Annotated in this window: 24 protein-coding genes and 1 other RNA gene; 18 read left to right on the top strand and 7 right to left on the bottom strand. The window is 60.1% G+C overall.

All coding sequences use genetic code 11. The features are described 5' to 3' along the window. Positions 1–152: 152 nt before the first annotated feature. From EIY71_RS03720 to EIY71_RS03700, 5 genes are all read left to right on the top strand, one after another. Entirely contained in the window at positions 153–2,042 is a 1,890-nt protein-coding gene (locus tag EIY71_RS03720; protein ID WP_085745365.1) for a DUF1302 domain-containing protein, read from the top strand. Between the two features lie 26 nt (positions 2,043–2,068). Then, the gene (locus EIY71_RS03715; RefSeq protein ID WP_134020517.1) at positions 2,069–3,433 is read left to right on the top strand and encodes a DUF1329 domain-containing protein; all 1,365 of its coding nucleotides are present in this window, start codon (positions 2,069–2,071) and stop codon (positions 3,431–3,433) included. Positions 3,434–3,620: 187 nt separating this feature from the next. Then, a complete protein-coding gene (locus EIY71_RS03710) occupies positions 3,621–6,356 on the top strand; it encodes a LuxR C-terminal-related transcriptional regulator (RefSeq protein ID WP_134020514.1) in 2,736 nt (911 codons plus the stop codon). Between the two features lie 101 nt (positions 6,357–6,457). Next, positions 6,458–7,102: an MBL fold metallo-hydrolase gene (locus EIY71_RS03705; protein ID WP_085745362.1), complete on the top strand. Its 645-nt coding sequence runs from the start codon at positions 6,458–6,460 to the stop codon at positions 7,100–7,102. Positions 7,103–7,216: 114 nt separating this feature from the next. Beyond that, complete coding sequence (locus EIY71_RS03700) at positions 7,217–7,948, top strand: OmpA family lipoprotein (RefSeq protein ID WP_007956806.1); 732 nt, start codon at positions 7,217–7,219, stop codon at positions 7,946–7,948. A gap of 67 nt (positions 7,949–8,015) precedes the next feature. Here EIY71_RS03700 and EIY71_RS03695 read toward each other — a convergent pair whose 3' ends face one another. Continuing rightward, entirely contained in the window at positions 8,016–8,450 is a 435-nt protein-coding gene (locus tag EIY71_RS03695; RefSeq protein ID WP_007956803.1) for a YhcB family protein, read from the bottom strand. Positions 8,451–8,594: 144 nt separating this feature from the next. Between EIY71_RS03695 and EIY71_RS03690 the strand changes: the two genes are divergently transcribed. From EIY71_RS03690 to zapE, 3 genes are all read left to right on the top strand, one after another. Beyond that, positions 8,595–9,224: an alpha/beta hydrolase gene (locus EIY71_RS03690; RefSeq protein ID WP_102687560.1), complete on the top strand. Its 630-nt coding sequence runs from the start codon at positions 8,595–8,597 to the stop codon at positions 9,222–9,224. Positions 9,225–9,248: 24 nt separating this feature from the next. Beyond that, complete coding sequence (locus EIY71_RS03685) at positions 9,249–10,604, top strand: tryptophan--tRNA ligase (RefSeq protein ID WP_102687546.1); 1,356 nt, start codon at positions 9,249–9,251, stop codon at positions 10,602–10,604. 90 nt (positions 10,605–10,694) lie between these two features. Further along, positions 10,695–11,789, top strand: a complete 1,095-nt coding sequence (gene zapE, locus EIY71_RS03680) for a cell division protein ZapE (protein ID WP_085606932.1) — start codon at positions 10,695–10,697, stop codon at positions 11,787–11,789. Positions 11,790–11,851: 62 nt separating this feature from the next. On the opposite strand, the gene EIY71_RS03675 is transcribed toward zapE, so the two are convergent. Then, positions 11,852–12,748 (bottom strand): GlxA family transcriptional regulator, encoded by an 897-nt coding sequence (locus EIY71_RS03675; RefSeq protein ID WP_170929381.1) that lies wholly within the window; start codon positions 12,746–12,748, stop codon positions 11,852–11,854. Positions 12,749–12,994: 246 nt separating this feature from the next. Between EIY71_RS03675 and EIY71_RS03670 the strand changes: the two genes are divergently transcribed. Next, positions 12,995–14,131 (top strand): acyl-CoA dehydrogenase family protein, encoded by a 1,137-nt coding sequence (locus EIY71_RS03670; RefSeq protein WP_007956797.1) that lies wholly within the window; start codon positions 12,995–12,997, stop codon positions 14,129–14,131. 132 nt (positions 14,132–14,263) lie between these two features. Here the strand turns inward: EIY71_RS03670 and EIY71_RS03665 are convergent, their stop codons facing one another. Then, positions 14,264–15,304: an NADP(H)-dependent aldo-keto reductase gene (locus tag EIY71_RS03665; RefSeq protein WP_085655282.1), complete on the bottom strand. Its 1,041-nt coding sequence runs from the start codon at positions 15,302–15,304 to the stop codon at positions 14,264–14,266. Between the two features lie 244 nt (positions 15,305–15,548). Here EIY71_RS03665 and rplM point away from each other — a divergent pair, with 244 nt between their 5' ends. The 7 genes from rplM (at position 15,549) to EIY71_RS03630 (ending at position 20,434) form a co-directional block, all read left to right on the top strand. Continuing rightward, the gene (rplM, locus tag EIY71_RS03660; protein WP_003228062.1) at positions 15,549–15,977 is read left to right on the top strand and encodes a 50S ribosomal protein L13; all 429 of its coding nucleotides are present in this window, start codon (positions 15,549–15,551) and stop codon (positions 15,975–15,977) included. Between the two features lie 14 nt (positions 15,978–15,991). Continuing rightward, on the top strand, positions 15,992–16,384 hold the full coding sequence (rpsI, locus tag EIY71_RS03655; RefSeq protein WP_007956794.1) for a 30S ribosomal protein S9: 393 nt from the start codon (positions 15,992–15,994) through the stop codon (positions 16,382–16,384). A gap of 268 nt (positions 16,385–16,652) precedes the next feature. Beyond that, the gene (petA, locus tag EIY71_RS03650; protein WP_007917031.1) at positions 16,653–17,246 is read left to right on the top strand and encodes a ubiquinol-cytochrome c reductase iron-sulfur subunit; all 594 of its coding nucleotides are present in this window, start codon (positions 16,653–16,655) and stop codon (positions 17,244–17,246) included. Next, positions 17,246–18,457: a cytochrome bc complex cytochrome b subunit gene (locus EIY71_RS03645; protein ID WP_007956792.1), complete on the top strand. Its 1,212-nt coding sequence runs from the start codon at positions 17,246–17,248 to the stop codon at positions 18,455–18,457. Before petA ends, EIY71_RS03645 begins: the two co-directional genes overlap by 1 nt. Then, positions 18,457–19,239, top strand: coding sequence for a cytochrome c1 (locus EIY71_RS03640; RefSeq protein ID WP_102687549.1), 783 nt, complete (start codon positions 18,457–18,459; stop codon positions 19,237–19,239). The genes EIY71_RS03645 and EIY71_RS03640 overlap by 1 nt, the downstream gene beginning before the upstream one ends. Before the next feature lie 147 nt (positions 19,240–19,386). Further along, positions 19,387–20,004, top strand: coding sequence for a glutathione S-transferase N-terminal domain-containing protein (locus EIY71_RS03635; protein ID WP_011335872.1), 618 nt, complete (start codon positions 19,387–19,389; stop codon positions 20,002–20,004). A gap of 16 nt (positions 20,005–20,020) precedes the next feature. Next, complete coding sequence (locus EIY71_RS03630) at positions 20,021–20,434, top strand: ClpXP protease specificity-enhancing factor (RefSeq protein ID WP_007956787.1); 414 nt, start codon at positions 20,021–20,023, stop codon at positions 20,432–20,434. A gap of 51 nt (positions 20,435–20,485) precedes the next feature. Here EIY71_RS03630 and EIY71_RS03625 read toward each other — a convergent pair whose 3' ends face one another. From EIY71_RS03625 to EIY71_RS03610, 4 genes are all read right to left on the bottom strand, one after another. After that, on the bottom strand, positions 20,486–21,064 hold the full coding sequence (locus tag EIY71_RS03625) for a BON domain-containing protein (RefSeq protein ID WP_011335871.1): 579 nt from the start codon (positions 21,062–21,064) through the stop codon (positions 20,486–20,488). Then, positions 21,061–21,654: a phosphoheptose isomerase gene (locus EIY71_RS03620; RefSeq protein WP_007928463.1), complete on the bottom strand. Its 594-nt coding sequence runs from the start codon at positions 21,652–21,654 to the stop codon at positions 21,061–21,063. The genes EIY71_RS03625 and EIY71_RS03620 overlap by 4 nt, the downstream gene beginning before the upstream one ends. A 101-nt stretch (positions 21,655–21,755) precedes the next feature. After that, on the bottom strand, positions 21,756–22,118 hold the full coding sequence (locus EIY71_RS03615) for a YraN family protein (RefSeq protein WP_134020512.1): 363 nt from the start codon (positions 22,116–22,118) through the stop codon (positions 21,756–21,758). Then, on the bottom strand, positions 22,118–23,929 hold the full coding sequence (locus tag EIY71_RS03610) for a penicillin-binding protein activator (RefSeq protein ID WP_134020509.1): 1,812 nt from the start codon (positions 23,927–23,929) through the stop codon (positions 22,118–22,120). The genes EIY71_RS03615 and EIY71_RS03610 overlap by 1 nt, the downstream gene beginning before the upstream one ends. Before the next feature lie 177 nt (positions 23,930–24,106). On the opposite strand from EIY71_RS03610, the gene rsmI reads away from it, so the two are divergent. Together rsmI and rnpB are read left to right on the top strand one after the other, a co-directional pair. After that, positions 24,107–25,012, top strand: coding sequence for a 16S rRNA (cytidine(1402)-2'-O)-methyltransferase (gene rsmI / locus EIY71_RS03605; protein WP_085745355.1), 906 nt, complete (start codon positions 24,107–24,109; stop codon positions 25,010–25,012). Positions 25,013–25,085: 73 nt separating this feature from the next. After that, an RNA gene (gene rnpB / locus EIY71_RS03600) (RNase P RNA component class A) lies at positions 25,086–25,439 on the top strand. Positions 25,440–25,449: the final 10 nt, after the last annotated feature.

The raw sequence follows: 25,449 nt of genomic DNA, 5'->3' as shown, positions 1-25,449 counted from the left end.
ATAGTCCGCTCAAGGATTTTTAAGAACGGGGCACACGCACAAACGGGGCGATGCAACATTGAAGCGATCTCGGGAAGCCTCTGGCGCCCGGTCCTTCAGGCGTTTTTAAAAGTACTCACTGCCATAACAATAATGCACATGGAGTAGCGTCGATGACCTCAGTAAACCAGTTCTGGCGCCGGGCAAAGCTGCCTCTGGCCGTCAGTCTTGCTTCTTCGCTCGCCGGGCCCGCATTCGGCGTCAGCTTCAACGTCGGTGAAATCGAAGGCCAGTTCGACTCCTCCCTGTCGATCGGTGCCAGCTGGTCCACCCAGAGCCCGAACAAGAACCTCATCGGCGTCAACAACGGCGGTCACGGTCTGTCCCAGACTTCCGACGACGGCCATGCCAACTTCAAGAGCGGCGAAACGTTCTCGAAGATCTTCAAGGGCATCCATGACCTCGAACTGAAATACGGCGACACCGGCGTGTTTGTCCGTGGCAAGTACTGGTACGACTTCGAACTGAAGGACGAGAGCCGCGAGTTCAAGGACATCAGCGACAGCAATCGCAAGGAAGGCGCCAAGTCCGCCGGCGGTCAGATCCTCGATGCCTTCGTCTACCACAACTATTCGATCGCCGATCAGCCGGGCTCCGTGCGCCTGGGCAAACAGGTGGTGAGCTGGGGTGAAAGTACCTTCATCGGCGGCGGCATCAACTCGATCAACCCGATCGACGTGTCCGCGTTCCGCCGTCCGGGCGCCGAGATCAAGGAAGGCCTGATCCCGGTCAACATGTTCTACGTGTCCCAGAGCCTGACCGAAAACCTGTCCGCCGAAGCCTTCTATCAGCTCGAGTGGGACCAGACTGTCGTCGACAACTGCGGCACCTTCTTCTCCCAGCCGGACATCATTGCCGACGGCTGCACCGACAACCTGCGCGTGCTGAACAAGCGTTCGCAGATCCCGGCCATTGCCCTGGGGCCATTGGCTGCCAACGGCGTCGACGTCAACGAGGAGGGCGTGCTGGTACGTCGCGGTCCTGATCGGGATGCCCGAGACAGCGGTCAGTGGGGCGCGTCCCTCAAATACATGTTCGAGCCACTGGACACCGAGTTCGGTGCCTACTTCATGAACTATCACAGCCGTGCGCCGATCTTCAGCGCCACGGGTGCACCGCAATCGGTCTACAACGGCGTGGCGGCATTGCCGGCAGCATTCCGGGCCCTGGGGCCGCTGGTGGTTGCAGGCAACTCGAACTACTTCGTCGAGTATCCAGAAGACATCCGTCTGTACGGTCTGAGCTTCTCCACCACCCTGCCTACCGGCACCGCCTGGAGCGGTGAAATCAGCTACCGTCCGAATGCGCCGGTACAACTGAACTCTACCGACATCCTGTTCGCCGGTGTGCGTCCCTTGGGCGGCACGTTTGCGAACGCATCGCTGCTCGACGGCGTGCCGGGTCAGGATTTGCACGGTTACGAGCGCAAGGAAATCACTCAACTGCAGACCACCTTCACGCACTTCTTCGATCAGGTCATGGGCGCGAGCCGTCTGACGCTGGTGGGTGAAGTGGGCGCGACTTACGTGGGCGGTCTGGAGAGCCGATCCGACAAGCGCTATGGCCGCGACCCGGTCTTCGGCCCGGGCGAATTGCCAGCCACCGGCGGCACCAACACCTGCGTCAACATCCTCAACAACGGCACCATCAATGGCGCCGGGCCAGGTTCCCCACAGAACAACCGTAGCCGCAATTGCAACAATGACGGTTTCACCACGTCGGTTTCCTGGGGTTATCGCGGTCGCGCCATCTGGGAATACAACGACGTGTTCGCCGGCGTGAACCTCAAACCGAACGTGGCCTGGTCCCATGACGTCAGCGGCTACTCGCCAGGCCCTGGCGGCAACTTTGAAGAAGGTCGCAAGGCGGTGAGCCTGGGCGTCGATGCCGAGTACCAGAACACCTATACCGCGAGCCTGGCTTACACCAACTTCTTCGACGGCAAGTACACCACCGTGGATGACCGCGACTTCGTGGCGCTCAGCCTCGGCGTGAACTTCTAAGCACTGCATTCAGGACGAACGAATTTATGAAAATAACAAAGAGTCTGTTCCACGCCGGTGTTCTGGGCCTGTCGCTGCTGGCGACCGGCGTCATGGCGGCAGTGCCTGCCGCCGAAGCGGACAAACTGGGCAAGAGCCTGACCCCGATGGGCGCCGAAATGGCCGGTAACGCCGACGGCTCGATCCCGGCCTGGAAACCGATGCCGAAGAACGCCGGCACTGTCGACAGCAAAGGCTTCCTGTCCGACCCGTACGCCAGTGAAAAACCGCTGTTCACCATTACCAAACAGAACGTCGATCAGTACAAGGCCAAGCTCGCGCCGGGTCAGTACGCGATGTTCCAGCGTTACCCTGATACCTTCAAGATGCCGGTCTACCCATCCCATCGCGGTGCCACCGTGCCGGATGCGGTATTCGCCGCCATCAAGAAGAACGCCACCACCACGACGCTGGTGTCGGGCGGCAACGGCCTGGAAAACTTCGATACCGCCGTGCCGTTCCCGATTCCGAAAACCGGTGTGGAAGTGATCTGGAACCACATCACCCGCTATCGTGGCGGTAGCGTGACCCGTCTGGTGACCCAGGCCACGCCGCAACCGAACGGCTCGTTCAGCCTGGTGTATTTCCAGGACCAGTTCGTGTTCCGCGACAAGATGAAAGATTACGATCCGGCGAACCCGGGCAACATCCTGTTCTACTTCAAGCAGAAAGTGACCGCGCCGGCACGTCTGGCCGGTGGTGTACTGCTGGTGCACGAAACCCTCGATCAGGTGAAGGAACCGCGTTCGGCGTGGGTCTACAACGCCGGTCAGCGTCGTGTGCGCCGCGCACCGCAAGTGTCCTATGACGGCCCGGGTACCGCGGCGGATGGTCTGCGTACTTCCGACAACCTGGACATGTTCAACGGCGCACCGGATCGCTACGACTGGAAACTGGTCGGCAAGCAAGAGATGTACATCGCCTCCGACAGCTACAAGCTCGACGATCCAAAGCTCAAGTATGCCGACATCATCAAGGCCGGGCACATCAACCAGGATCTGGCGCGCTATGAACTGCGTCGCGTCTGGCACGTGACCGCGACCCTGAAGGAAGGTCAGCGTCACATCTACGCCAAGCGTGACTTCTTCATTGACGAAGACACCTGGCAAGCGGCCGTGATCGATCACTACGACGGTCGCAACCAACTGTGGCGCGTGGCGGAAGCTCACTCCCAGGACTACTACAACGTGCAGGTGCCTTGGTACACCCTGGAAACCCTCTACGACCTGCAGTCCGGCCGCTACCTGGCTCTGGGCATGAAGAACGAAGAGAAATCGGCGTATGACTTCGGCTTCACCGCCACTACCAGCGACTTCACTCCTGCCGCCCTGCGTCAGGATGGTGTTCGCTAAGCTCCTGTAAACCGAGGCCGCATCCTCGTTAAAACGCCCCGACCGGTTCGGGGCGTTTTTTTGCCTGTCGCTTTTTCCGTAGACTTTTTGTAGCCATTTGTAGCAACGACCTTCATAACCGCTCCGTTTAAGGCTAGTCTGCGGGCATCTGCTACGCCGCCAACAGCCCTACAAACAAGAGCCGGCCATGACTGATCTGTCCCCACTTCCGGGCCCTGCAAGCGTTGCCGTCGCGGCACTGGACGGACGTTTTTTCCGTCCGCCGCTACCCGACGGCTACGTGCTGCGACCCCGTTTGTGCGAGCGCCTGAGCGCCGGGCTCGGAGGGCGTTTGTTGCTGGTCAGCGCCCCGGCCGGGTTCGGCAAGAGCTCGCTGGCGGTGGAGTTCTGTCAGAGTCTGCCGGCGCACTGGCAAAGCCTGTGGCTGGGTCTGAGTCCGCGGGACAACGATCCGGGGCGGTTTCTCGAGCGACTGCTCGAAGGTCTGCAGGACTATTTTCCGCAATTGGGCAGCCGGGCACTGGGACTGCTGAAAATGCGTCAACGTCATCAGCCGTTTGCGTTCGAAGAATGGCTCGACGGCCTGCTGGATGAACTGGCGCTGCATCTGCAACCGACGGCTCCGCTGCTGTTGGTACTGGATGACTACCACCTCGCTCAAGGGCCGGTGCTCGACCGTTGCCTGCAATTTTTCCTCAATCATTTACCTGACGGCCTGGTGGTCATGGTCACCAGTCGGCAGCGCCCGGACTGGCACCTGGCACGTCTGCGCCTGTCGCGCCAGTTGCTGGAACTGCACGAACAGGACCTGCGCCTGACCCACGACGAAGCCTTGGCACTGCTTGATCGTCACAGCAGTTCCCTGCGCGGTGAAGCGCTGGAAAACCTGATCCAGCGCAGCGAAGGCTGGGTGGCCGGGCTGCGTTTCTGGCTGCTGGCGATCGCTGAAGTCGGCACCGAATCAGCCTTGCCACAAGCGTTGAACGGCGGGGAAGGGCTGATCCGCGAATATCTGCTGGAAGAAGTCATCGATTGCCTGCCCGCCGAGATCCAGGCGTTTCTTTATGACACCGCGCCGCAGGAACGCTTTTGCAGCGAGCTGTGCGACGCGGTGCGCGAAGCCCACGACAGTGCGGAAATCCTGCGTTTCCTGCTGGCGCATCAGGTGTTCCTCGTGCCGCTGGACGAGCATGGGCACTGGTATCGTTATCACCACCTGTTTTCCGACCTGTTGCGCAGCCGGCCTATCGCCCGGGCACTGGTGCCGGCCGCGACGCTGCATCTGCGCGCCTGCCGCTGGTTCAATGCCCAGGGCCTTCTGGATGAAGCTGTCGAGCAGGCGCTGCGCGCAGGGCATCTGGACGTCGCGGCCAATCTGGTACAAAACCTGTCCGAGGAACAACTGCTGGCCGAGCAAAACGTCGGCATGCTGCTGCGCTGGAAAATGGACCTGCCCGACAGCCTGCTGATCAGCACCCCGCGCCTGATCGTGTTGTACAGCTGGGCGCTGGGGCTGGCCTGTCAGCTTGATGCGGCCGAAGAACTCGCCAGTCATCTGAGTCGTTTTCTGCCGGCACCTTCGGCCACCGCCCAGAAATCCATGCTGGCCCAATGGCTGGCGCTCAAGGGCATCATCGCCCGCGGGCGGGGCCATCGCGAGCAGACCATCGAGTATTGCAGCGAAGCACTGGAAAGCCTGCCGGCCAAGCGTTACGGCCAACGCCTGATGTGCCTCTCGACCCTGTCCAACCTGGCGATTGCCGACGGCGATCTGTGGCGTGCACGGGGCCTGAACCGCGAGTCGCTTGAGCTGGCGCAGCGGGTCGGCAATCCCTTGTTCGAGGCGCTGGCGCATTATGATCGTGCCCGCGTCCTGCAGGCCCGCGGCGAAATCCTGCGCGCGCTCGATGAAGTGCGCCAAGGGTTGGAGCGCTTGCGCGGATTGTCCGCGCAGCGTTTGTACGCCGTGCGTGCGCGACTGACGCTGTATGAGGGTTTTCTGCTGGCCATGCGATTGCAGCCTCAGGCGGCAAGGGCGCGATTGCAGGCGGGCCTGACTGAAGCAAGGGCCTGTCGTGACATCAGCGTGCTGATCGGCCACTGCGTGATCGCCCGGCTCGACGGCAGCAGCGGCGATTTCGCCAAGGCCTTCGCCGAACTGGCCGAAGCCGAAAGGCTGATGCACATATGGGATGTCCCGCCGATCTACTACCTGGCGATGATCACCCTGGTCAAATGTGAGCTGTGGCTGGCTCAGGGGCGTATCGATCTGGCCGAAGCCTGGCTGGCGCGACTGGGCCAGACCTACACCGGTGAACACGCGGCGGCACCGCCGGAATTTCATCCGCAACTGCCCTTGCACGTCGAGCTGCAACAGGCGTTGCTGGACGTCATACAGGGGCAACCGATGCTCGCCGAAGGGCGATTGAACGTGCTGCTGGAGAACGGCCAGCAAACCGGACGGCAACTGCTCAGCGTGATGGCGCTGACGCAAAAAGTGGTGTTGCTGTTGGCAAACAATCGTGAGCCTGAAGCGCGCAAGGCATTGAGTCAGGCACTGGAAGCGGCGTCCGGCGGCGTCCTGCAACCTTTCGATGTGCTGGTCAAAGAGCATGCTGACTGGTTGCGCGGGCAACTGTCACTGACTGCACCGACAGCTGCCGGTCAGCAATTGCTGGAACATTTCCCCCAGGCGCCGGCTCGTCCTGCAGCGGAATCCACGACGACCGAATCGCTCAGCAGTCGTGAGCTCGCCGTCCTGAGGTTGATCGCTCAGGGCTGCTCGAATCAGGAAATCAGTGATCAGCTGTTCATCTCGCTGCACACCGTGAAAACCCACGCCAGTCACATCAACAGCAAGCTGGGTGTGGAACGGCGCACGCAAGCGGTGGCGCGGGCGAAAGAGTTGGGGGTGTTGAACTGAATCTGCTGTTTTGCGCTGTGTCGGCATCCTGCGAGCCAACAACGTAAAATGGCGGAAATCAGCCTCTGCGCACTGTCTTCAATGTCTGTTCAGGATCTCCCATGACCGCTGCAAATCCCGCGCTCATTCGCGAAACTTTCCCCGTCGGCCCGCTCCAGTGCAACTGCACGATCATCGGCGATCCGATCACCAAAAAAGCCATTGTCGTCGATCCGGGCGGCAACCCTGACCTGATCATGGCCCGGCTCGATGCCCTCGGTCTGAAAGTGGTCAGCATCATTCACACTCACGCGCACCTCGACCACTTCCTGGCTTCCGGACAGATGAAAGAGAAGACCGGCGCCACCTTGCATCTGCACAAAGAGGATCAGTTCCTGTGGGACAACCTCGAGATGCAGTGCCAGATGTTCGGCGTGCCTTACACCCCGGTACCGTCTCCCGATCGCTGGTTGAGCGATGATGAGGAGCTGGCCTGCGGCTGTGGCGTGGCGCTGCACACGCCGGGGCATACGCCAGGTTCCATGAGCTTCTGGTTTTCCGAGGCTAAGCTGTTGATTGCCGGCGACACGCTGTTTCGTCGCGGAGTAGGGCGCACGGATTTGTGGGGCGGCGATCAGGCGACCATCGTGCGATCGATCAAGCAACGGCTATACACCCTGGATGAAGACGCGACCGTTGTAGCCGGGCATGGTCCGGATACGCGTCTGGGGGATGAGATGCGCGAGAACCCATTTGTGCGTGCCTAAACATTTTGTCACGGGTGCCCGGCGGAATTTTTGTGCATTGTCATGATCCAACGCCCGCACGGGCCAGTTGCCAATGGCCGCTGCACCACAGAATGCAAAATGTAGGAGCACTCCATGTTCACCACGCGTCGTTTGATTATTGTCGCTACTGCCGTGGCCGTCTTGTCCGGCTGCGCCTCGCCCAACCCGTATGACAATCAGGGTCAGGCCGACGGTGGCTCCCAGGGCATGAGCAAAACCGCCAAGTACGGTGGCCTCGGTGCGCTGGCCGGCGCGCTGGCCGGTGCCGCCATCGACCACAACAACCGCGGCAAGGGTGCGCTGATCGGCGCAGCCGTCGTCGGTGCCTCGGCCGCCGGTTACGGCTACTACGCCGACCAGCAGGAGAAAAAACTGCGCGCCAGCATGGCCAACACCGGGGTTGAAGTGCAGCGTCAGGGCGACCAGATCAAGCTGATCATGCCGGGCAACATCACGTTCGCCACCGATTCGGCGAACATCGCTTCCAGCTTCTATCAGCCGCTGAACAACCTGGCCAACTCGCTCAAAGAGTTCAACCAGAACCAGATCGAAATCGTCGGTTACACCGACAGCACTGGCAGTCGTCAGCACAACATGGACCTGTCCCAGCGTCGTGCGCAGAGCGTGGCGACCTACCTGACTTCGCAAGGCGTCAGCGGTGCCAACCTGAGCGCCCGCGGTGCCGGCCCGGATAATCCGATCGCCAGCAACGGTGACGTCAATGGCCGGGCGCAGAACCGTCGCGTCGAGGTTAACCTCAAGGCGATTCCGGGCCAGCAGTACGGTGGTCAGCAGCAGCCGGGCACGGTTCAACAGTACCCGTAACCGTCAGGTACAAAAAAGCCCCCGGACAAGTGATTGTCCGGGGGCTTTTTGTTGGCGCGAAGGCTGATTACTTCTTCAGGCCGTAATGCTCGTCGAGCATGCCCGGCGAGTTCGGGGTCTTCGGCGCATAGTCACGCGGCGGTTCCTGATCCCGTGGTGGCGTCAGGCGTTCCCGTGGGGCCTGTGCCGCGTCGGCGTGCAGCGAGGCCAGCAAGCGTTGACGGGTCTGCTCGTCCAGGGCCAGGCGGTTGGCACCCTCGGCGAGGTGATCCTGCACTTCCTGATAGCTCTGGGTCAGTTTCTTGACCAGATTGGCGGTGCTGTTGAAGTGGGTCACCACTTCGTTCTGATAACTGTCGAAACGTTCCTGAATATCATCCAGTTGACGCTGCGTGCGGCTGGGCGCGGCGTTCGGCGCAACGCGAGCGATCAGGAAACCAATGGCGACACCCACAACCAGGGCAAGAGTCGGTAACAACCAAACTAAGAGCGAGTGTTCCACGAGTCCTTCCTCTATAAACGGCTTTGCTTTACGTTAACGGCTCGAACCTGCGCTGTATACCGCGATTCACTCGCAATAGACTGGCACAGACAATTTGCTAGACGAGTCGACCCGATTCGAGGTCACGGAGTTCCTTCCTTGCTGATGCGTGAAACCCCTGTAGTGATTGATGGCCCGGTGGGGCAACTTGAGTCTTTGTATCTGGACAACGAGCAGCCCCGCGGCGTAGCGCTGATCTGCCACCCGAACCCGGTGCAGGGCGGCACCATGCTCAACAAGGTCGTCTCGACCCTGCAGCGCACCGCACGCGACGCCGGCCTGATCACCTTGCGCTTCAACTATCGCGGCGTCGGTGCCAGCGAAGGCTCCCATGACATGGGCACTGGTGAAGTCGACGACGCCCAGGCCGCCGCCGCATGGCTGCTGGAAAAACACCCGGATCTGCCGCTGACCCTGTTCGGTTTCTCCTTCGGTGGATTTGTTGCAGCAAGTCTCGGCGGTCGTCTCGAATCCCGGGGCATCGCGCTCAAGCATCTGTTCATGGTCGCGCCGGCGGTGATGCGTCTGGGCAATCAGGATCAATTGCCGCAGCAGGGTGAGCTGACCGTGATCCAGCCGGAAACCGATGAAGTGATCGATCCGCAGCTGGTCTACGACTGGTCTGAAAAACTCCCGCGCCCCCATGAGCTGCTGAAAGTGGCAGAATGCGGACACTTTTTTCATGGCAAGCTGACCGATCTCAAGGATCTGATCCTGCCGCGTCTCTCGAATTGATTGCAGTCTGACAAGCGATTACCCATGACGAACCGTACCCGCATCCTCACCGGCATCACCACCACCGGCACCCCGCACCTGGGCAACTACGCCGGCGCCATCCGCCCGGCGATCCTCGCCAGCCGCGACAGCAATGCCGACTCGTTCTACTTCCTGGCCGACTATCACGCCCTGATCAAGTGCGATGACCCGCTGCGCATCCAGCGCTCGCGTCTGGAAATCGCCGCGACCTGGCTGGCCGGTGGCCTGGATGTGGATCGCGTGACCTTCTACCGTCAGTCCGACATTCCGGAAATCCCCGAGCTGACCTGGCTGCTGACCTGCGTTGCCGCCAAAGGCCTGCTCAACCGCGCCCACGCCTACAAGGCTTCGGTGGACAAGAACGTCGAGACCGGCGAAGACCCGGATGCCGGTATCACCATGGGCTTGTACAGCTATCCGGTGCTGATGGCGGCGGACATTCTGATGTTCAACGCGCACAAGGTGCCGGTCGGCCGCGACCAGATCCAGCACGTGGAAATGGCCCGTGACATCGGCCAGCGCTTCAACCACCTGTTCGGCCAGGGCAAGGAGTTCTTCACCATGCCCGAAGCGCTGATCGAGGAAAGCGTGGCCACGTTGCCGGGCCTGGACGGTCGCAAGATGTCCAAGAGCTACGACAACACCATTCCGCTGTTCTCCAGCGCCAAGGAAATGAAGGACGCGATCTCGCGCATCGTTACCGACTCCCGCGCGCCGGGCGAAGCGAAAGATCCGGACAACTCGCACCTGTTCACTCTGTTCCAGGCCTTCTCCACGCCGGCGCAGGCCGACGAATTCCGCAGCGAACTGCTGGGCGGTCTGGGTTGGGGCGAGGCGAAGAACCGTCTGTTCCAGCTGCTGGACAACGAGTTGGGCGAGTCCCGCGAGCGTTATCACCAGTTGATCGAGCGTCCGGCAGATCTGGAAGACATCCTGCAACACGGCGCCAAAAAGGCCCGTGCGGTGGCGACGCCGTTCCTCAACGAGCTGCGTGAAGCGGTCGGCCTGCGCTCCTTCGTCAATCAGGTTCAGGTGGCCGCGACCACCAAGAAGAAAGCCGCGAAAGCCGCACGTTTCGTCAGCTTCCGTGAAGACGACGGCAGCTTCCGTTTCCGTCTGCTGGCGGCCGACGGCGAGCAATTGCTGCTGTCGCGCAACTTCGCCGACGGTAAAACCGCCGGTCAGGTGACCAAGCAGCTGCAATCGGGTCAGGCGCTGGATGTGCGCAGCGAAGAGCTGAGCTTCAGCGTCTGGCTGGAAGGCGAGTGCGTTGGCGACAGCCCGGCGTTCGCCGACGTGGCTGCGCGGGATGCGGCCGTCGAGGCCTTGCGGGTCGCTCTGACACCGGTTCAGGAATAATCAACGGGCCGGCCCGACCAAGGGCCGATTGCCATTCCCACGGGCCATCGCTACAGTGACGGCCCGTTTTTGTTGCCTTGCTAACGAATTATGACGCCCCTAGAACGATATCAAGCTGATCTGAAACGCCCGGACTTCTTCCATGATGCGGCGCAGGAAACTGCCGTGCGTCATCTGCAACGCCTGTACGACGATCTGATCGCGGCCGAGCAGAACAAGCCGGGTTTGCTGGGCAAGCTGTTTGGCAAAAAGGATCAGACGCCGGTCAAGGGCCTGTACTTCTGGGGCGGCGTGGGTCGCGGCAAAACCTACCTGGTGGACACCTTCTTCGAAGCGCTGCCATTCAAGGAAAAGACCCGCACTCACTTCCACCGCTTCATGAAGCGCGTGCACGAAGAGATGAAGACCCTCGGCGGCGAGAAAAACCCGCTGACCATCATCGCCAAGCGCTTCGCGACTGAGTCGCGGGTCATCTGCTTCGATGAATTTTTCGTTTCCGACATCACCGACGCCATGATCCTCGGCACGCTGATGGAAGAACTGTTCAAGAACGGCGTGACCCTGGTCGCCACGTCGAACATCGTGCCGGACGGCCTGTACAAGGACGGCCTGCAACGCGCGCGCTTCCTGCCGGCCATCGCGCTGATCAAGCAGAACACCGAGATCGTCAACGTCGACAGCGGCGTCGACTACCGTCTGCGCCACCTCGAACAAGCGGAGCTGTTCCATTTCCCGCTCGACGAAGCCGCCCATGAAAGCCTGCGCAAGAGCTTCCGCGCGCTGACGCCGGAATGCACGGCGGCGGTGGAAAACGATGTGCTGATCATCGAGAACCGCGAAATCCGTGCCCTGCGTACTTGCGATGACGTGGCCTGGTTCGACTTCCGCGAGCTGTGCGACGGCCCACGCAGCCAGAACGACTACATCGAACTGGGCAAGATCTTCCACGCCGTGCTGCTCAGTGGCGTGGAGCAGATGAGCGTCACCACCGACGACATCGCCCGTCGCTTTATCAACATGGTCGACGAGTTCTACGACCGTAACGTCAAACTGATCATTTCTGCCGAAGTCGAGTTGAAAGACCTGTACACTGGCGGACGCCTGACGTTCGAGTTCCAGCGTACCCTCAGCCGTCTGCTGGAGATGCAATCCCACGAATTCCTGTCCCGGGCACACAAGCCTTAAGCGGATTCGGCAAACAAAAAGGGCCTGCAGATGCAGGCCCTTTTTTGTGTCTGGTCGAATCGTCAGGCAGCTTGCTGGAACTGCTGCCGGTACTGGTTCGGCGACAGTTCGGTGTGCTGGCGGAACAGCCGTGCGAAGAAGCTCGCATCGTCGTAGCCGACTTCGTAGCTGATGGTCTTGATGCTCTTGCGACTGCCGGAGAGCAAGCCCTTGGCGGTCTCGATGCGCAGCCGTTGCAGATAGTGCAGCGGCTTGTCGCCGGTGGCAGTCTGGAAGCGGCGCATGAAATTGCGAATGCTCATGCCGTGCTCGCGGGCCACGTCTTCGAAGCGGAACTTGTCGGCGAAATGCTCTTCGAGCCAGTGCTGGATCTGCAGGATAATCACGTCCTGGTGCAACTTCTGACCGCCGAAACCAATGCGTCCCGGGGCGTAGCTGCGCTGCACTTCATAGAGAATGTCGCGGGCCACAGCCTGGGCCACATTGGCGCCGCAGAAGCGCTCGATCAGATAAATGTAGAGATCGCAGGCTGAGGTAGTGCCGCCGGCGCAATACAGGTTGTCGGCGTCGGTCAGGTGCTTGTCCTGATTCAGGTAGACCTGCGGGAAACGCTCGGCGAAGGCGTTGAAGAAGCGCCAGTAGGTGGTCGCCTCCTTGCCGTTGAGCAACCCGGCCTCGGCCAGCCAGAACACCCCGGTGGCCTCGCCGCAGAGCACGGCGCCCCGGGCATGCTGTTCGCGAAGCCACGGCAGGATCTGTGGATAACGTTGGCACAGCGTATCGAAATCGTCCCAGAACGCCGGGAGGATGATGACGTCGGCGTTTTCCAGGCCACCGTCCACCGGCATGACCACGTCACTGAAGCTGTTCACCGGTTTGCCGTCGGGACTGACCAGGCGGGTTTCGAACGCCGGAGTCAGGCCGTGGCCCAGTTGTTTGCCGTAACGCAGGCTGGCCAGATGGAAGAAATCCTTGGCTTGCATGAGGGTGGAAGCGAAAACCCGGTCGATCGCCAGGATGCTGACGCGCCGCAAGGGCGTGGAGACTTGCTTGGACATAATTCAACTTTTGTTTTTATAAGGGAAAGTGGTCACCAGACGGCTGGATCGTCTTATTTTTTGTCGGATGTGTCCAGTGTCCTGTATCGGAAGCGAGGCTTAGTCTCTAAAGGTCTGATCCCTCCAACAATAAAGAAAAGGTGCCGCATGATTCCCAGAACCTTGTTCAGCTCCGAGCACGAATTGTTCCGCGACAGCGTACGAACATTCCTCGAAAAAGAGGCCGTGCCGTTCCATGGGCAATGGGAAAAACAAGGCTACATCGACCGCAAACTGTGGAACAAGGCGGGGGAGGCGGGGATGCTGTGCTCGCACCTGCCGGAGGAATACGGCGGGTTGGGGGCGGACTTTCTTTACAGTGCGGTCGTGATCGAAGAAGTAGGGCGGCTGGGCCTGACCGGCATCGGTTTCTCGCTGCATTCGGACATTGTTGCGCCGTACATCCTGCATTACGGCAGCGAGGCGCTGAAGCAGAAGTACCTGCCGAAACTGGTGTCCGGCGAGATGGTCACCGCGATCGCCATGACTGAACCGGGTGCCGGTTCCGACCTGCAAGGGGTCAAGACCACGGCGGTGCTGGATGGCGACGAATATGTGATCAACGGCTCGAAAACCTTTATCACCAATGGCTTCCTGGCGGATCTGGTGATCGTTGTCGCCAAGACCGATCCCAAGGCCGGCGCCAAGGGCACCAGCCTGTTTCTGGTGGAGGCGAACACGCCGGGCTTCGACAAGGGCAAGCGCCTGGAGAAGGTCGGAATGAAGGCGCAGGACACGTCGGAATTGTTCTTCCAGGACGTGCGAGTGCCGAAAGAAAACCTGCTGGGTCAGGCCGGGGCAGGGTTTGCCTATCTGATGCAGGAACTGCCGCAGGAGCGTCTGACCGTGGCGATTGGCGGTCTGGCTTCAGCCGAGGCGGCGCTGCAATGGACGCTGGATTACACCCGCGAGCGCAAGGCGTTCGGCAAGTCGATTGCCGACTTCCAGAACACCCGCTTCAAACTGGCGGAAATGGCCACCGAGATTCAGATCGGCCGGGTGTTCGTCGACCGCTGCCTGGAGCTGCATCTGCAAGGAAAGCTCGACGTGCCGACGGCGGCGATGGCCAAGTACTGGGGCACCGACCTGCAATGCAAGGTGCTCGACGAGTGCGTGCAGCTGCATGGCGGCTACGGTTTCATGTGGGAATACCCGGTGGCCCGGGCCTGGGCGGATGCGCGGGTGCAGCGGATCTATGCCGGCACCAATGAAATCATGAAGGAGATCATTGCGCGGTCGCTTTGATCCGAGCGTGTGATCGTTCCCATGCTCTGCGTGGGAATGCCGCCATTGACGCTCTGCGTCCGCTTTGGGAGTGACGCGGAGCATCGCGGTATGCGTTCCCACGCTGAGCGTGGGAACGATCATCGTCCTGGATCACGGCGCCGGGTTCGGATGATCCTTGTGAATCGCTTCGATCCCTTCCAGCACTTCCTTCGACAGTTTCAGCTCGTAGCTGGCGATGTTGCTGTCCAGTTGCTCCAGCGTTGTCGCTCCGATGATGTTGCTGGTGACGAACGGTTGCTGATTCACAAAGGCCAGGGCCATTTGTGCCGGATCCAGGCCGTGTTCACGGGCAAGCGCCACGTAACGGCTGCAGGCCGCCTCCGATTGCGGGTTGAAATAGCGGCTGAAGCGGCTGTAGAGGCTCAGGCGGCCTTTCGGCGGACGCGCCCCACCTTCGTACTTGCCCGACAGGAAACCGAACGCCAGCGGCGAATAGGCGAGCAGGCCGCACTGTTCACGGATGGCGATTTCCGCCAGGCCGATCTCGAAACTGCGGTTGAGCAGGTTGTACGGGTTCTGAATCGACACGGCGCGCGGCCAGCCACGGGCTTCGGCCAGGGCGAGAAAGCGCATGGTGCCCCACGGAGTCTCGTTGGACAGGCCGATGTGGCGGATCTTGCCGGCCTTCACTTGCTCATCGAGCGCTTCGAGGGTGTCTTCGAGCGGCGTCAGGTTGGCTTCGGTCTGGTGCTTGTAGCCCAGTTGTCCGAAAAAGTTGGTGCTGCGCTCCGGCCAGTGCAATTGATACAGATCGATGTAGTCGGTCTGCAGGCGCTTGAGGCTGGCGTCCACGGCTTCGGTGATGTGCTGGCGGTTGTGGCGCAGGTTCTTGTCGCGGATGTAGTCGATGGTGTTGCCGGGGCCGGCGATCTTGCTGGCGAGAATCCAGTCGGCGCGGTCGCCACGGCTCTTGAAGTAATTGCCGATGTAGCGCTCGGTGGTGGCGTAGGTGTCGGCTTTTGGCGGCACCGGGTACATTTCGGCAGTGTCGAGGAAATTGATCCCGGCCTCTTTTGCCCGTTCGATCTGGGCGAAGGCTTCAGCTTCAGTGTTTTGCTCGCCCCAGGTCATGGTGCCGAGGCAGATTGCACTCACGTTCAGGTCGGTACGGCCTAGCTGGCGATAGTCCATCGGGTGCTCCTTGGGCAAAACAAGCATAAAAGCAGGTTGAAATTTTTTTCGCAATCTGCATAATTGCCGACCTCTTTCTGCAGTGGAAGTGATGCCCCGCCGCCGAAGAATCTTGCCGTTGAACGGACGCGCCGACCCGAGCCCCCGAAAGCGTCTGTATCCGGCTGCCTTTGACTTGTCAAAGTACGCACTATTCAGTAAGATCCGCCGTCTTATTTACAGGCGGCCCCTGAGGCTATAAAGAATGAAAACTTTTACTGCTAAACCGGAAACAGTAAAGCGCGACTGGTTTGTCGTCGACGCTGCTGGTCAGACCCTGGGTCGTCTGGCCACCGAAATCGCGAGCCGTCTGCGTGGCAAGCACAAGCCTGAGTACACTCCTCACGTTGACACCGGCGACTACATCGTCGTAATCAACGCCGAGCAGATCCGTGTTACCGGTGCTAAAACCACTGACAAAATGTACTACTCCCACTCCGGTTTCCCGGGCGGCATCAAGTCGATCAACTTTGAAAAGCTGATCGCCAAGGCCCCTGAGCGCGTGATCGAGACCGCGGTTAAAGGCATGCTGCCTAAAAACCCACTGGGTCGCGACATGTACCGTAAGCTGAAAGTCTATGCGGGCGCTGCACACCCTCATACTGCTCAGCAGCCCCAAGAACTGAAGATTTAACGGAATAGTTCATTATGTCGGCGACTCAAAATTACGGCACTGGCCGTCGCAAGACCGCAACCGCACGCGTTTTCCTGCGTCCGGGTACTGGTAACATCTCCATCAACAACCGCTCCTTGGACACGTTCTTCGGTCGCGAAACTGCCCGCATGGTAGTTCGTCAGCCGCTGGAACTGACTGAGACTGTCGAGAAGTTCGACATCTACGTCACCGTCATCGGTGGTGGTGTAAGTGGTCAAGCTGGCGCAATCCGCCACGGCATCACTCGCGCTCTGATGGACTACGACGAAACCCTGCGTAGCGCTCTGCGCAAAGCTGGCTTCGTTACCCGCGACGCCCGTGAAGTTGAACGTAAGAAAGTTGGTCTGCGTAAAGCGCGTAAGCGTCCGCAGTACTCGAAGCGTTAATTTCGCTTCCACGTTCAAAAAGAACGCCCGATTCCTCACGGAACCGGGCGTTTTTTTATGCGTGCGATTTCTTGAATAATTGCGCTGTGACAACTTGCCACATTCGTAGACCCCCTATACTACAAGGCTTGAGGGCCAGCCCTCCGGGTAATTACCTTGTCAGAATTGGGGGTTTTCATTACCATTCGGCAAAATTTTTATAAGTACATAGTTTCAATTTAGTAGACGCCTGATTTAACAGGCCACAAAGCTGATGGGAGAGGACTGAATGAGCAATGACGGCGTGAATGCAGGCCGGCGTCGCTTCTTGGTAGCAGCCACATCCGTGGTGGGTGCTGCAGGAGCGGTGGGGGCTGCGGTCCCGTTCGTGGGGTCATGGTTTCCCAGTGCCAAGGCAAAGGCTGCCGGAGCACCGGTGAAAGTGAATGTCAGCAAAATCGAGCCAGGACAGCAGATGATTGCTGAATGGCGCGGCCAGCCGGTGTTCATTGTCCGCCGTACCGAGGAAATCCTGGGGAATCTCAAGAAGATCGAGGGCCAGCTCTCCGATCCGACCTCCAAAAACTCCACGCAACCCACTTATGTCGACCCTGAAGTGCGTTCGATCAAGCCGGAAATCCTCCTGCTGATCGGGATCTGCACTCACCTGGGTTGCTCACCGACCTTCCGTCCCGAAGTGGCACCCGCAGATCTGGGCAAAGACTGGGTAGGCGGCTATTTCTGCCCTTGCCACGGTTCCCACTACGATCTGGCTGGCCGCGTCTACAAGTCGCAACCTGCGCCTTTGAACCTGCCAGTACCCCCGCATTCCTATGAGACCGATGACCTGATTGTCATTGGCGTCGATACGGAGAAAGCGTGATGAGCAAGTTCATGGATTGGGTTGATGCGCGCTTCCCCGCCACCAAGATGTGGGAAGACCATCTCAGCAAGTATTACGCTCCAAAAAACTTCAACTTCTTCTACTTCTTCGGCTCGCTGGCGCTGCTCGTTCTGGTCAACCAGATCGTCACCGGTGTCTGGCTGACGATGAGCTACACCCCGTCGGCGGAAGAAGCGTTCGCCTCCGTCGAATACATCATGCGCGACGTCGAGTACGGTTCGATCCTGCGCCTGCTGCACTCCACCGGCGCTTCGGCGTTCTTCATCGTGGTCTATCTGCACATGTTCCGTGGCCTGCTCTACGGTTCGTACCAGAAACCGCGCGAGCTGGTGTGGGTCTTCGGGATGCTGATCTACCTGGCGCTGATGGCCGAAGCCTTCATGGGTTACCTGCTGCCGTGGGGCCAGATGTCCTACTGGGGTGCCCAGGTGATCATTTCGCTGTTCGGCGCGATCCCGGTCATCGGCAACGACCTGACCCAGTGGATCCGCGGTGACTACCTGATTTCCGGGATCACCCTGAACCGCTTCTTCGCCCTGCACGTGGTTGCCCTGCCGATCGTGATTCTCGGTCTGGTGGTGCTGCACATCCTGGCGCTGCACGAAGTCGGTTCGAACAACCCGGACGGCGTGGACATCAAGAAACACAAAGACGAAAACGGTATCCCGCTGGACGGTATCGCCTTCCACCCGTACTACACCGTAAAAGATATCGTCGGCGTCGTGGTGTTCCTGTTCATCTTCTGCTTCATTGTGTTCTTCTTCCCGGAAATGGGCGGTTACTTCCTCGAAAAGCCTAACTTCGAGCAAGCCAACCCGTTCAAGACCCCTGAGCACATTGCACCGGTCTGGTACTTCACACCGTTCTACGCAATCTTGCGTGCGGTCCCTGACAAGCTCATGGGTGTTATCGCCATGGGGGCGGCGATTGCGGTGCTGTTCGTCCTGCCGTGGCTCGACCGCAGCCCGGTCAAGTCGATGCGCTACAAAGGCTGGATGAGCAAGATCTGGCTGGTGGTGTTCTGCATTTCGTTCGTGATCCTCGGCATTCTGGGCGTTCTGGCCCCGACGCCAGGCCGTACGCTGCTGTCGCAGGTCTGCACCTTCCTGTACTTCGCCTACTTCATTCTGATGCCGTTCTACACCAGGCTCGAGAAGACCAAACCGGTTCCGGAAAGGGTGACTGGCTGATGAAAAAGTTATTTTTTGCTCTGATTTTTGCTGCTCTGCCAGTGCTGTCTTTCGCGGCCGAACACGGTGGTCCGGAACTGGAAAAGGTCGACATCGACGTGTCCGACAAGGCTGCCCTGCAGGATGGTGCGCGTACCTTCGCCAACTATTGCATGGGTTGCCACAGTGCCAAGTTCCAGCGTTACGAGCGTGTGGCCGATGACCTCGGCGTTCCGCACGAACTGATGCTGGAGAAACTGGTGTTCACCGGCGCCAAGATCGGCGATCACATGAACATCGGCATGCAGCCGGCCGACGCCAAGACCTGGTTCGGCGCAGCGCCGCCGGACCTGACGCTGGTGGCTCGTGTTCGCGGCACTGACTGGCTCTACGGTTACCTCAAGTCGTTCTACGAAGATCCTGCACGTCCATGGGGCGTGAACAACAAGGTCTTCCCGAATGTCGGCATGCCTAACGTGCTGGTCGGCCTGCAAGGTCGTCAGGTCGTGGGTTGCAAACAGGTACAGATCGTCGAAGACGGCAAGAAGCAATATGACCCGCTGACCGGTACGCCTCTGACTCATGAAGCGTGCGATCAGCTGACCATCTTGCCGAAAACCGGAACCCTCAACGAAGAGCAGTTCGATGAGAAGGTCAAGAATCTGGTAACCTTCCTGGCTTACTCGGCTAACCCGGTTAAGCTGCAACATCAGCGCATCGGTACTTATGTCTTGCTGTACTTGGCGTTCTTCTTTGTGTTCGCCTATCTGCTCAAGCGTGAATACTGGAAAGACGTGCACTGATACGCTTCAAGCAATTGCTGTTAATCGCGCGCGCCCAAGGGCGCCTCTGAAAACGCAACGCCTGGTACGCCAGCCGTTGCGGGAGGCGCCCTCTGGGCGCGCGCGTTTTTCCGGCTCCGACTATTTCAACAAGCGAGGAGGATCGCCATGGGCGTGACCAATCGGTTGGCCTGTTACTCCGACCCCGCCGACCACTATTCCCACCGAGTGCGCATCGTGCTTGCAGAGAAGGGTGTCAGCGCCGAAATCATTTTTGTGGAGGCTGGTCGTCAGCCGCCTAAACTGATTGAAGTGAACCCTTACGGCAGTCTGCCCACGCTGGTCGATCGTGACCTGGCGTTGTGGGAGTCGACCGTGGTGATGGAATACCTGGATGAGCGTTACCCGCATCCGCCATTGATGCCCGTGTACCCGGTGGCGCGTGCCAACAGCCGTCTGCTGATTCACCGCATTCAGCGTGACTGGTGTGGTCTGGTGGATCTGATTCTGGATTCGCGCACCAAGGAAGCGGCCCGTGCCGTGGCGCGCAAGGAATTGCGCGAAAGCCTGACGGGCGTGTCGCCGCTGTTTGCCGACAAGCCGTTTTTCCTCAGTGAGGAACAAAGTCTGGTGGATTGCTGCCTATTGCCAATACTCTGGCGTTTGCCGATTCTGGGTATAGAACTGCCGCGGCCGGCCAAGCCGCTGCTTGATTATATGGAGCGTCAGTTTGCGCGTGAGGCTTTCCAGGCGAGTCTGTCTGGTGTCGAACGCGACATGCGCTAAGGCTTAAGGAGCCGCTATGAACTCCAGTCGACCTTATCTGGTCCGCGCGCTCTACGAGTGGATTGTGGATAACGATTGCACCCCGCACATGCTGGTCAATTCCGAGTACCCGGCGGTGCAGGTGCCACAGGGCTTTGCCAGTGACGGGCAGATTGTCCTGAACATTTCGCCGAGTGCCGTGCGGCACTTGCACATGGACAACGACGTTGTGACCTTCGAAGGTCGCTTCGGTGGCGTCCCGCACAGTCTGTACGTGCCGATTGCTGCAATCCTGGGGATCTATGCCCGGGAGAACGGTCAAGGCATGGTGTTCGATCTGGAGTCGCCGATGGATGACGAAGACGAGATCGAGCAGGATGACGATGTTCCGCCACCGGACAGCGAGCCACCGCGCCCAAGCGGCCGGCCAAGCCTGAAAGTGGTGAAGTAATAAAAAAAGGCGATCCGGTTGGATCGCCTTTTTTGTGCCTGCGTTTTGCGGTCAGTCGATGTACTCGAACAGCTTCACAATCTTCTGCACACCGGAAACGCCCTGCACCAGATTGGTCGCCTGGGCGGCTTCCTGTTTGGTCAGCAGGCCCAGCAGATAGACGATGCCGTTCTCGGTTACGACCTTGATCCGCGAGCCGGGAATGCTGGCGTCGGTGAGCATCTGGGTCTTGATCTTGGTGGTCAGCCAGGCATCGTTCTGGCGGGCCAGCAGGGAGGAGGGCTGCAACACTTGCAGTTCGTTATGGACCTTTTTCACGCGCTGAACGTTGGCGGCGGCCTGTTCGGCCTTTTCCTTGAGGTCTGCGCGCGGGGTCTGGCCAGCCAGCAAAACGACGCCGTTGAAGCTGGTGACGACGATGTGCGAGTCGTTGTCCAGGGCCGGATCGGCCTTGGCCACGTTGACGCCGACTTTGGTTTCGATCAGCGAGTCATCGATCTTGCTGCCGAAAGTGCGGGTGCCGCGGTCGTCTTCGATCGGCGCTTCACGGCTGGCATTCACCACCGAGGTGCAGCCGCTGATGCCGAGGCACAGGGTCAAGGCCAGAAGGCCAAGGCGATTAGGGGTCATTCTTCACTCCCGAACAGTTGGCTGTCGATCAGATCGCAAAGGCAATGGATCGCCAGCAAGTGGACTTCCTGAATACGTGCGGTGACGTTGGCCGGTACGCGAATCTCGACGTCTTCGGGCAGCAGCAGCGAAGCCATGCCGCCGCCATCGCGTCCGGTCAATGCTACGACAATCATTTCGCGATCATGTGCGGCCTGGATCGCCTGAATAATGTTCGCCGAGTTGCCGCTGGTCGAAATCGCCAGCAATACGTCACCCGGCTGGCCGAGTGCGCGGATCTGCTTGGAGAACACTTCGTTGTAGCTGTAGTCGTTGGCGATCGAGGTGATGGTCGAGCTGTCGGTGGTCAGCGCGATCGCCGGCAGGCTAGGGCGCTCACGCTCGAAACGGTTGAGCAGCTCCGAGGAGAAGTGCTGGGCATCGCCGGCCGAGCCGCCGTTGCCGCACGAGAGCATTTTCCCCTCATTGAGCAGTGCGTTGACCATCACCTGGCTGGCTTGCTCGATGTGCGGTGCAAGTACGTCCATCGCCTGTTGCTTGGTGTCGATGCTGGCCTGGAAAAGCTGGCGAATTCGGGATTGCATGTCCATCTGTGTACCTTAATTAGCGCGGCTGTCCGGCACGTGAATGTGCAGCCCGCAAAGCAAAGAGCAAAAGTGTTGAGTGAAAGTGTCCGGGTCGGAGCAGGCGGTCAACTGTCGAACGCATTTTGCAACCAGTTCAGCTGACCCTGGTGGCTGTCGATGGCCACCACGTCGAAGCGGCAGGGGGAATTGGCCCAACGCGACTCGCGCTGAAGAAAATACTGTGCGGCGAAAATCAGTTTCTGCCGTTTGCGCCCATCGATGCTGTCGAGTGCGCCACCCCATTGAGTGTTCTTTCGGTAACGGACTTCGACGAATACTACTGTATCGCCATCAAGCATGACCAGATCAAGCTCACCGCGTTTACATAACCAGTTCTGCGCCAGCAGGCGCAGACCCTGGTCTTGCAGATGCTCGAGCGCCTGGCGCTCGGCATCCTTGCCGCTTTGCAGGTGTGACCTGTCGGGCATCAGCGTGGAGTGTCCGGCAGGCGCTGGATCTGACCGCTGACGAACTGTGCCCATGGCAACTGACGGACGACGCGTTGGGACTGGGTCATGCCCAGGCTGCCCGACTGGCCTTCGATACGGCTGTCCGGCAACGTCTTGAGCTGATCCAGACGTGGCGCCAGACGATAGGCATCGACGCCCATCGCATACAAGCGACCGAGGCTACCGGCAGCTTGTGGCCATTGCGCGGTGACCTGCTGACGCAGCGGATCGCTGGTTTCCAGCAGCCACGGGGTTTCGCAGAAGCGCACGCCGTTCATGTCGTTGTACTGGTTCACGTCACCGCTGGCGCTGAACACGTGGGAGGTCGCATAGACCGGCACGTCACCGGCGTACTGAAAGTTCAGGGTCGGCTTGATCTGCTGCGCCTGCTGAGGGGTGGCGGCGAGGAAGATGAATTCGATGTCCTGGCGACGCGAAGGCTGGGCGGCAACGTTGGTGCCGGCAGCATTCTGCAGGCTCTTGGCGCGAGCTTCGCTCTGACGCAGCTGGAACATGTCGGCGATCTGCTGGGCCAGTTGCACCGGCTGGTCGACGCGTTCGGTGGCGACAATGCTGCCGCCGTTGGCTTGCCAGTCCTGGCTGAAAGCACGCAGGACGCGGTCGCCCCATTCGCCTTTCGGCACCATGATGGCGGCGCGATGCAGACCGTCGGCACGGGCGCGGCGTGAGACTTCGCGGGCTTCGTCTTCAGCGGCCAGACCGAACTGGAACAGCTGCGCCGGACCTTGATCGCCTTCGCTGTAGTTCAGGGCGAGGGTGGTGATCGGCAGTTGCGGGCGAGTGCTCAACTGTTTGACCAGCGGTTTCTCCAACGGGCCGACGACCAGTTGCACGCCATCGGCCTGGGCCTTGCGGTAGAACTCGTCGAGGTTGGTCAGTTTCGAGCTGTCGTAGAACTCGATGGCCGGTGGTTTCTGGCCGGCTTGCTGAGCCTGATAGTGCGCGGCCATGAAGCCGTCACGCAGGGCCTTGCCGACCGAGGCCAGTTGGCCGTCCTGTGGCAGGAGCAGGGCGATCTTGCTCAGGGGCTGGCTGGCCAGTTCCTTGAGTTTGGTCAGGGGCAGCGGCAGGTTGATCGCGGCTGGGTGCTTTGGATGCTGATTGCGCCAGTTGTCGATGGCGGCTTGCTGCTGTTCCAGAGTGCCGGCGGTTTTCACGGCCAGAGCCAGGCTCATCCAGCCGCCGAGGTCATTGGTGGTGTTCGCTTGCAGTTGATCGGCCGGCAGCGATGCAATCAGGGTCCAGATCGCTTCGTGGTTCTTGCTGGCGGCTTCACCTTCCAGCATCGGCGCGATGAAGATGCGCTCGCGGGCGGCCGCCAGGGTCTGGCCGTCGGCTTCAAGGGCGCGGGCGTGAACCGTGCCGGCGCGAACTTGCAGCGGTACCGACATTTCGCTCAGGCGTTGCAGGCTTGGGTGGCTCAGGGCAGTCAGCGCGGCTTTCGGCTGATTGCGGGTCATGGCCAGTTCAGCAGACAGCGTGCTGGCGAATGCCTGCTGGCCCGGCTGGAGTTGCTCCATCGGCACTTGCTGCAGGATTTGCGCGGACTGTCCGGCATTGCCTTGGCGGTACGCCATGTCTGCCGCACTCAAGCGCAGCAGTGCAGCCTTGTCCGGCGATTTGGCCTGGGCAGCCTGTTCGAGCAATTGCTCGATGGTGGCATCCGGGGTCCGTGGAAGTTCGCCAAGGCTGGAGGAAGGGGAGCTGGCGCAAGCCGCCAGCAAGGCAGCGAGGCAGAGGGCAGTGAACAGCCGCAGGCAAGCGATCATGTAAGTGTTCCTGATACTCGATCAAATTAGCGTCGAATTGTACCCAAGCACTGGCCGGGGCGCGATGTTACTGGCGTGAAACCGTCAATTTAGCTGATACAAAGAGTGCGCAGCCTCACAATGGTGCGACAAACCGTGTCCGACCCGGGCGCGTCGACCGGCGCACGACGCGCTACAATGGCGGCTTTTACCGATCATGAGGTGTGCGCTTTGACTGCTCCAGGTCCTTTGAATTCCGCTGCGGGCTCGCTTTATGTGGTGGCGACGCCCATCGGCAACCTGGATGACATCAGCGCCCGGGCGTTGAAGATCCTGCGCGAGGTGGCGCTGATCGCAGCCGAAGATACGCGCCATTCCCAGCGCCTGATGCAGCACTTTGGCATCTCCACGCCGCTGGCAGCCTGTCATGAACACAACGAGCGGGATGAGGGCAGTCGCTTCATTACCCGTCTGTTGGCGGGCGACAACGTCGCACTGATTTCTGATGCCGGTACGCCGCTGATCTCCGATCCCGGTTATCACCTGGTGCGTCAGGCGCGTGCGGCCGGGATCAATGTGGTGCCGGTGCCAGGTGCGTGCGCGTTGATCGCGGCGTTGTCGGCTGCCGGTCTGCCATCCGACCGCTTTATCTTCGAAGGTTTTCTGCCGGCCAAGGCTGTGGGGCGCAAAGCACGCCTGGAAGCCATTAAAGAAGAGCCGCGCACGCTGATTTTCTACGAGGCGCCGCATCGCATTCTGGAATGTCTGCGGGATATGGAAGCGGTGTTCGGCGCTGATCGTCCGGCATTGCTCGCTCGTGAAATCACCAAGACCTTTGAAACGCTCAAGGGCTTGCCGCTGAGCGAGTTGCGGGCATTCGTCGAGGCCGACAGCAATCAGCAGCGTGGCGAATGCGTCGTGGTGGTGGCGGGCTGGACCGCGCCGGAGTCTGAAGATGCCGTCAGCAGCGAGGCGATGCGCATCCTCAACCTGTTGCTGGAAGAGATGCCGCTCAAGCGTGCGGCGGCTCTGGCGGCGCAAATCACCGGTGAGCGCAAAAACGTGCTGTATCAGGTGGCGCTGGACCGGCAAAAAGACGCGTAACCCGTCGCGCAGACCGGTTTGCGGGCTATTAGCGCTTGTTCTTCGGCCGCTCTGCCGTTAACCTGCGCGGCGGAGAGTCGATCGGACAGTCGCTGCCCTCTATGAAAATTAGGGGGGGGAGGAAAGTCCGGGCTCCATAGGGCGAAGTGCCAGGTAATGCCTGGGAGGCGTGAGCCTACGGAAAGTGCCACAGAAAATAACCGCCTAAGCGCTTCGGCGCCGGTAAGGGTGAAAAGGTGCGGTAAGAGCGCACCGCACGTCTGGCAACAGTTCGTGGCTAGGTAAACCCCACTTGGAGCAAGACCAAATAGGGTCCCAAGGCGTGGCCCGCGCTGGGACCGGGTAGGTTGCTAAAGATGTCCAGTGATGGCCATCGTAGACGAATGACTGTTCAAGACAGAACCCGGCTTACAGATCGACTCTCCACCTTTTTCTTT

Origin of the sequence: Pseudomonas sp. CH235 (assembly GCF_004368175.1) — a bacterium.
GTDB lineage: Bacteria > Pseudomonadota > Gammaproteobacteria > Pseudomonadales > Pseudomonadaceae > Aquipseudomonas > Aquipseudomonas paraglycinae.
This window is presented reverse-complemented; position numbering and strand designations above follow the sequence as displayed.

Coding starts and splice junctions, on each gene's coding strand:
- EIY71_RS03720 (WP_085745365.1), top strand. CDS start 153: ATGACCTCAGTAAACCAGTTCTGGCGCCGGGCAAAGCTGCCTCTGGCC.
- EIY71_RS03715 (WP_134020517.1), top strand. CDS start 2,069: ATGAAAATAACAAAGAGTCTGTTCCACGCCGGTGTTCTGGGCCTGTCG.
- EIY71_RS03710 (WP_134020514.1), top strand. CDS start 3,621: ATGACTGATCTGTCCCCACTTCCGGGCCCTGCAAGCGTTGCCGTCGCG.
- EIY71_RS03705 (WP_085745362.1), top strand. CDS start 6,458: ATGACCGCTGCAAATCCCGCGCTCATTCGCGAAACTTTCCCCGTCGGC.
- EIY71_RS03700 (WP_007956806.1), top strand. CDS start 7,217: ATGTTCACCACGCGTCGTTTGATTATTGTCGCTACTGCCGTGGCCGTC.
- EIY71_RS03690 (WP_102687560.1), top strand. CDS start 8,595: ATGCGTGAAACCCCTGTAGTGATTGATGGCCCGGTGGGGCAACTTGAG.
- EIY71_RS03685 (WP_102687546.1), top strand. CDS start 9,249: ATGACGAACCGTACCCGCATCCTCACCGGCATCACCACCACCGGCACC.
- zapE (WP_085606932.1), top strand. CDS start 10,695: ATGACGCCCCTAGAACGATATCAAGCTGATCTGAAACGCCCGGACTTC.
- EIY71_RS03670 (WP_007956797.1), top strand. CDS start 12,995: ATGATTCCCAGAACCTTGTTCAGCTCCGAGCACGAATTGTTCCGCGAC.
- EIY71_RS03665 (WP_085655282.1), bottom strand. CDS start 15,304: ATGGACTATCGCCAGCTAGGCCGTACCGACCTGAACGTGAGTGCAATC.
- rplM (WP_003228062.1), top strand. CDS start 15,549: ATGAAAACTTTTACTGCTAAACCGGAAACAGTAAAGCGCGACTGGTTT.
- rpsI (WP_007956794.1), top strand. CDS start 15,992: ATGTCGGCGACTCAAAATTACGGCACTGGCCGTCGCAAGACCGCAACC.
- petA (WP_007917031.1), top strand. CDS start 16,653: ATGAGCAATGACGGCGTGAATGCAGGCCGGCGTCGCTTCTTGGTAGCA.
- EIY71_RS03645 (WP_007956792.1), top strand. CDS start 17,246: ATGAGCAAGTTCATGGATTGGGTTGATGCGCGCTTCCCCGCCACCAAG.
- EIY71_RS03640 (WP_102687549.1), top strand. CDS start 18,457: ATGAAAAAGTTATTTTTTGCTCTGATTTTTGCTGCTCTGCCAGTGCTG.
- EIY71_RS03635 (WP_011335872.1), top strand. CDS start 19,387: ATGGGCGTGACCAATCGGTTGGCCTGTTACTCCGACCCCGCCGACCAC.
- EIY71_RS03630 (WP_007956787.1), top strand. CDS start 20,021: ATGAACTCCAGTCGACCTTATCTGGTCCGCGCGCTCTACGAGTGGATT.
- EIY71_RS03625 (WP_011335871.1), bottom strand. CDS start 21,064: ATGACCCCTAATCGCCTTGGCCTTCTGGCCTTGACCCTGTGCCTCGGC.
- EIY71_RS03620 (WP_007928463.1), bottom strand. CDS start 21,654: ATGGACATGCAATCCCGAATTCGCCAGCTTTTCCAGGCCAGCATCGAC.
- EIY71_RS03615 (WP_134020512.1), bottom strand. CDS start 22,118: ATGCCCGACAGGTCACACCTGCAAAGCGGCAAGGATGCCGAGCGCCAG.
- EIY71_RS03610 (WP_134020509.1), bottom strand. CDS start 23,929: ATGATCGCTTGCCTGCGGCTGTTCACTGCCCTCTGCCTCGCTGCCTTG.
- rsmI (WP_085745355.1), top strand. CDS start 24,107: ATGGCGGCTTTTACCGATCATGAGGTGTGCGCTTTGACTGCTCCAGGT.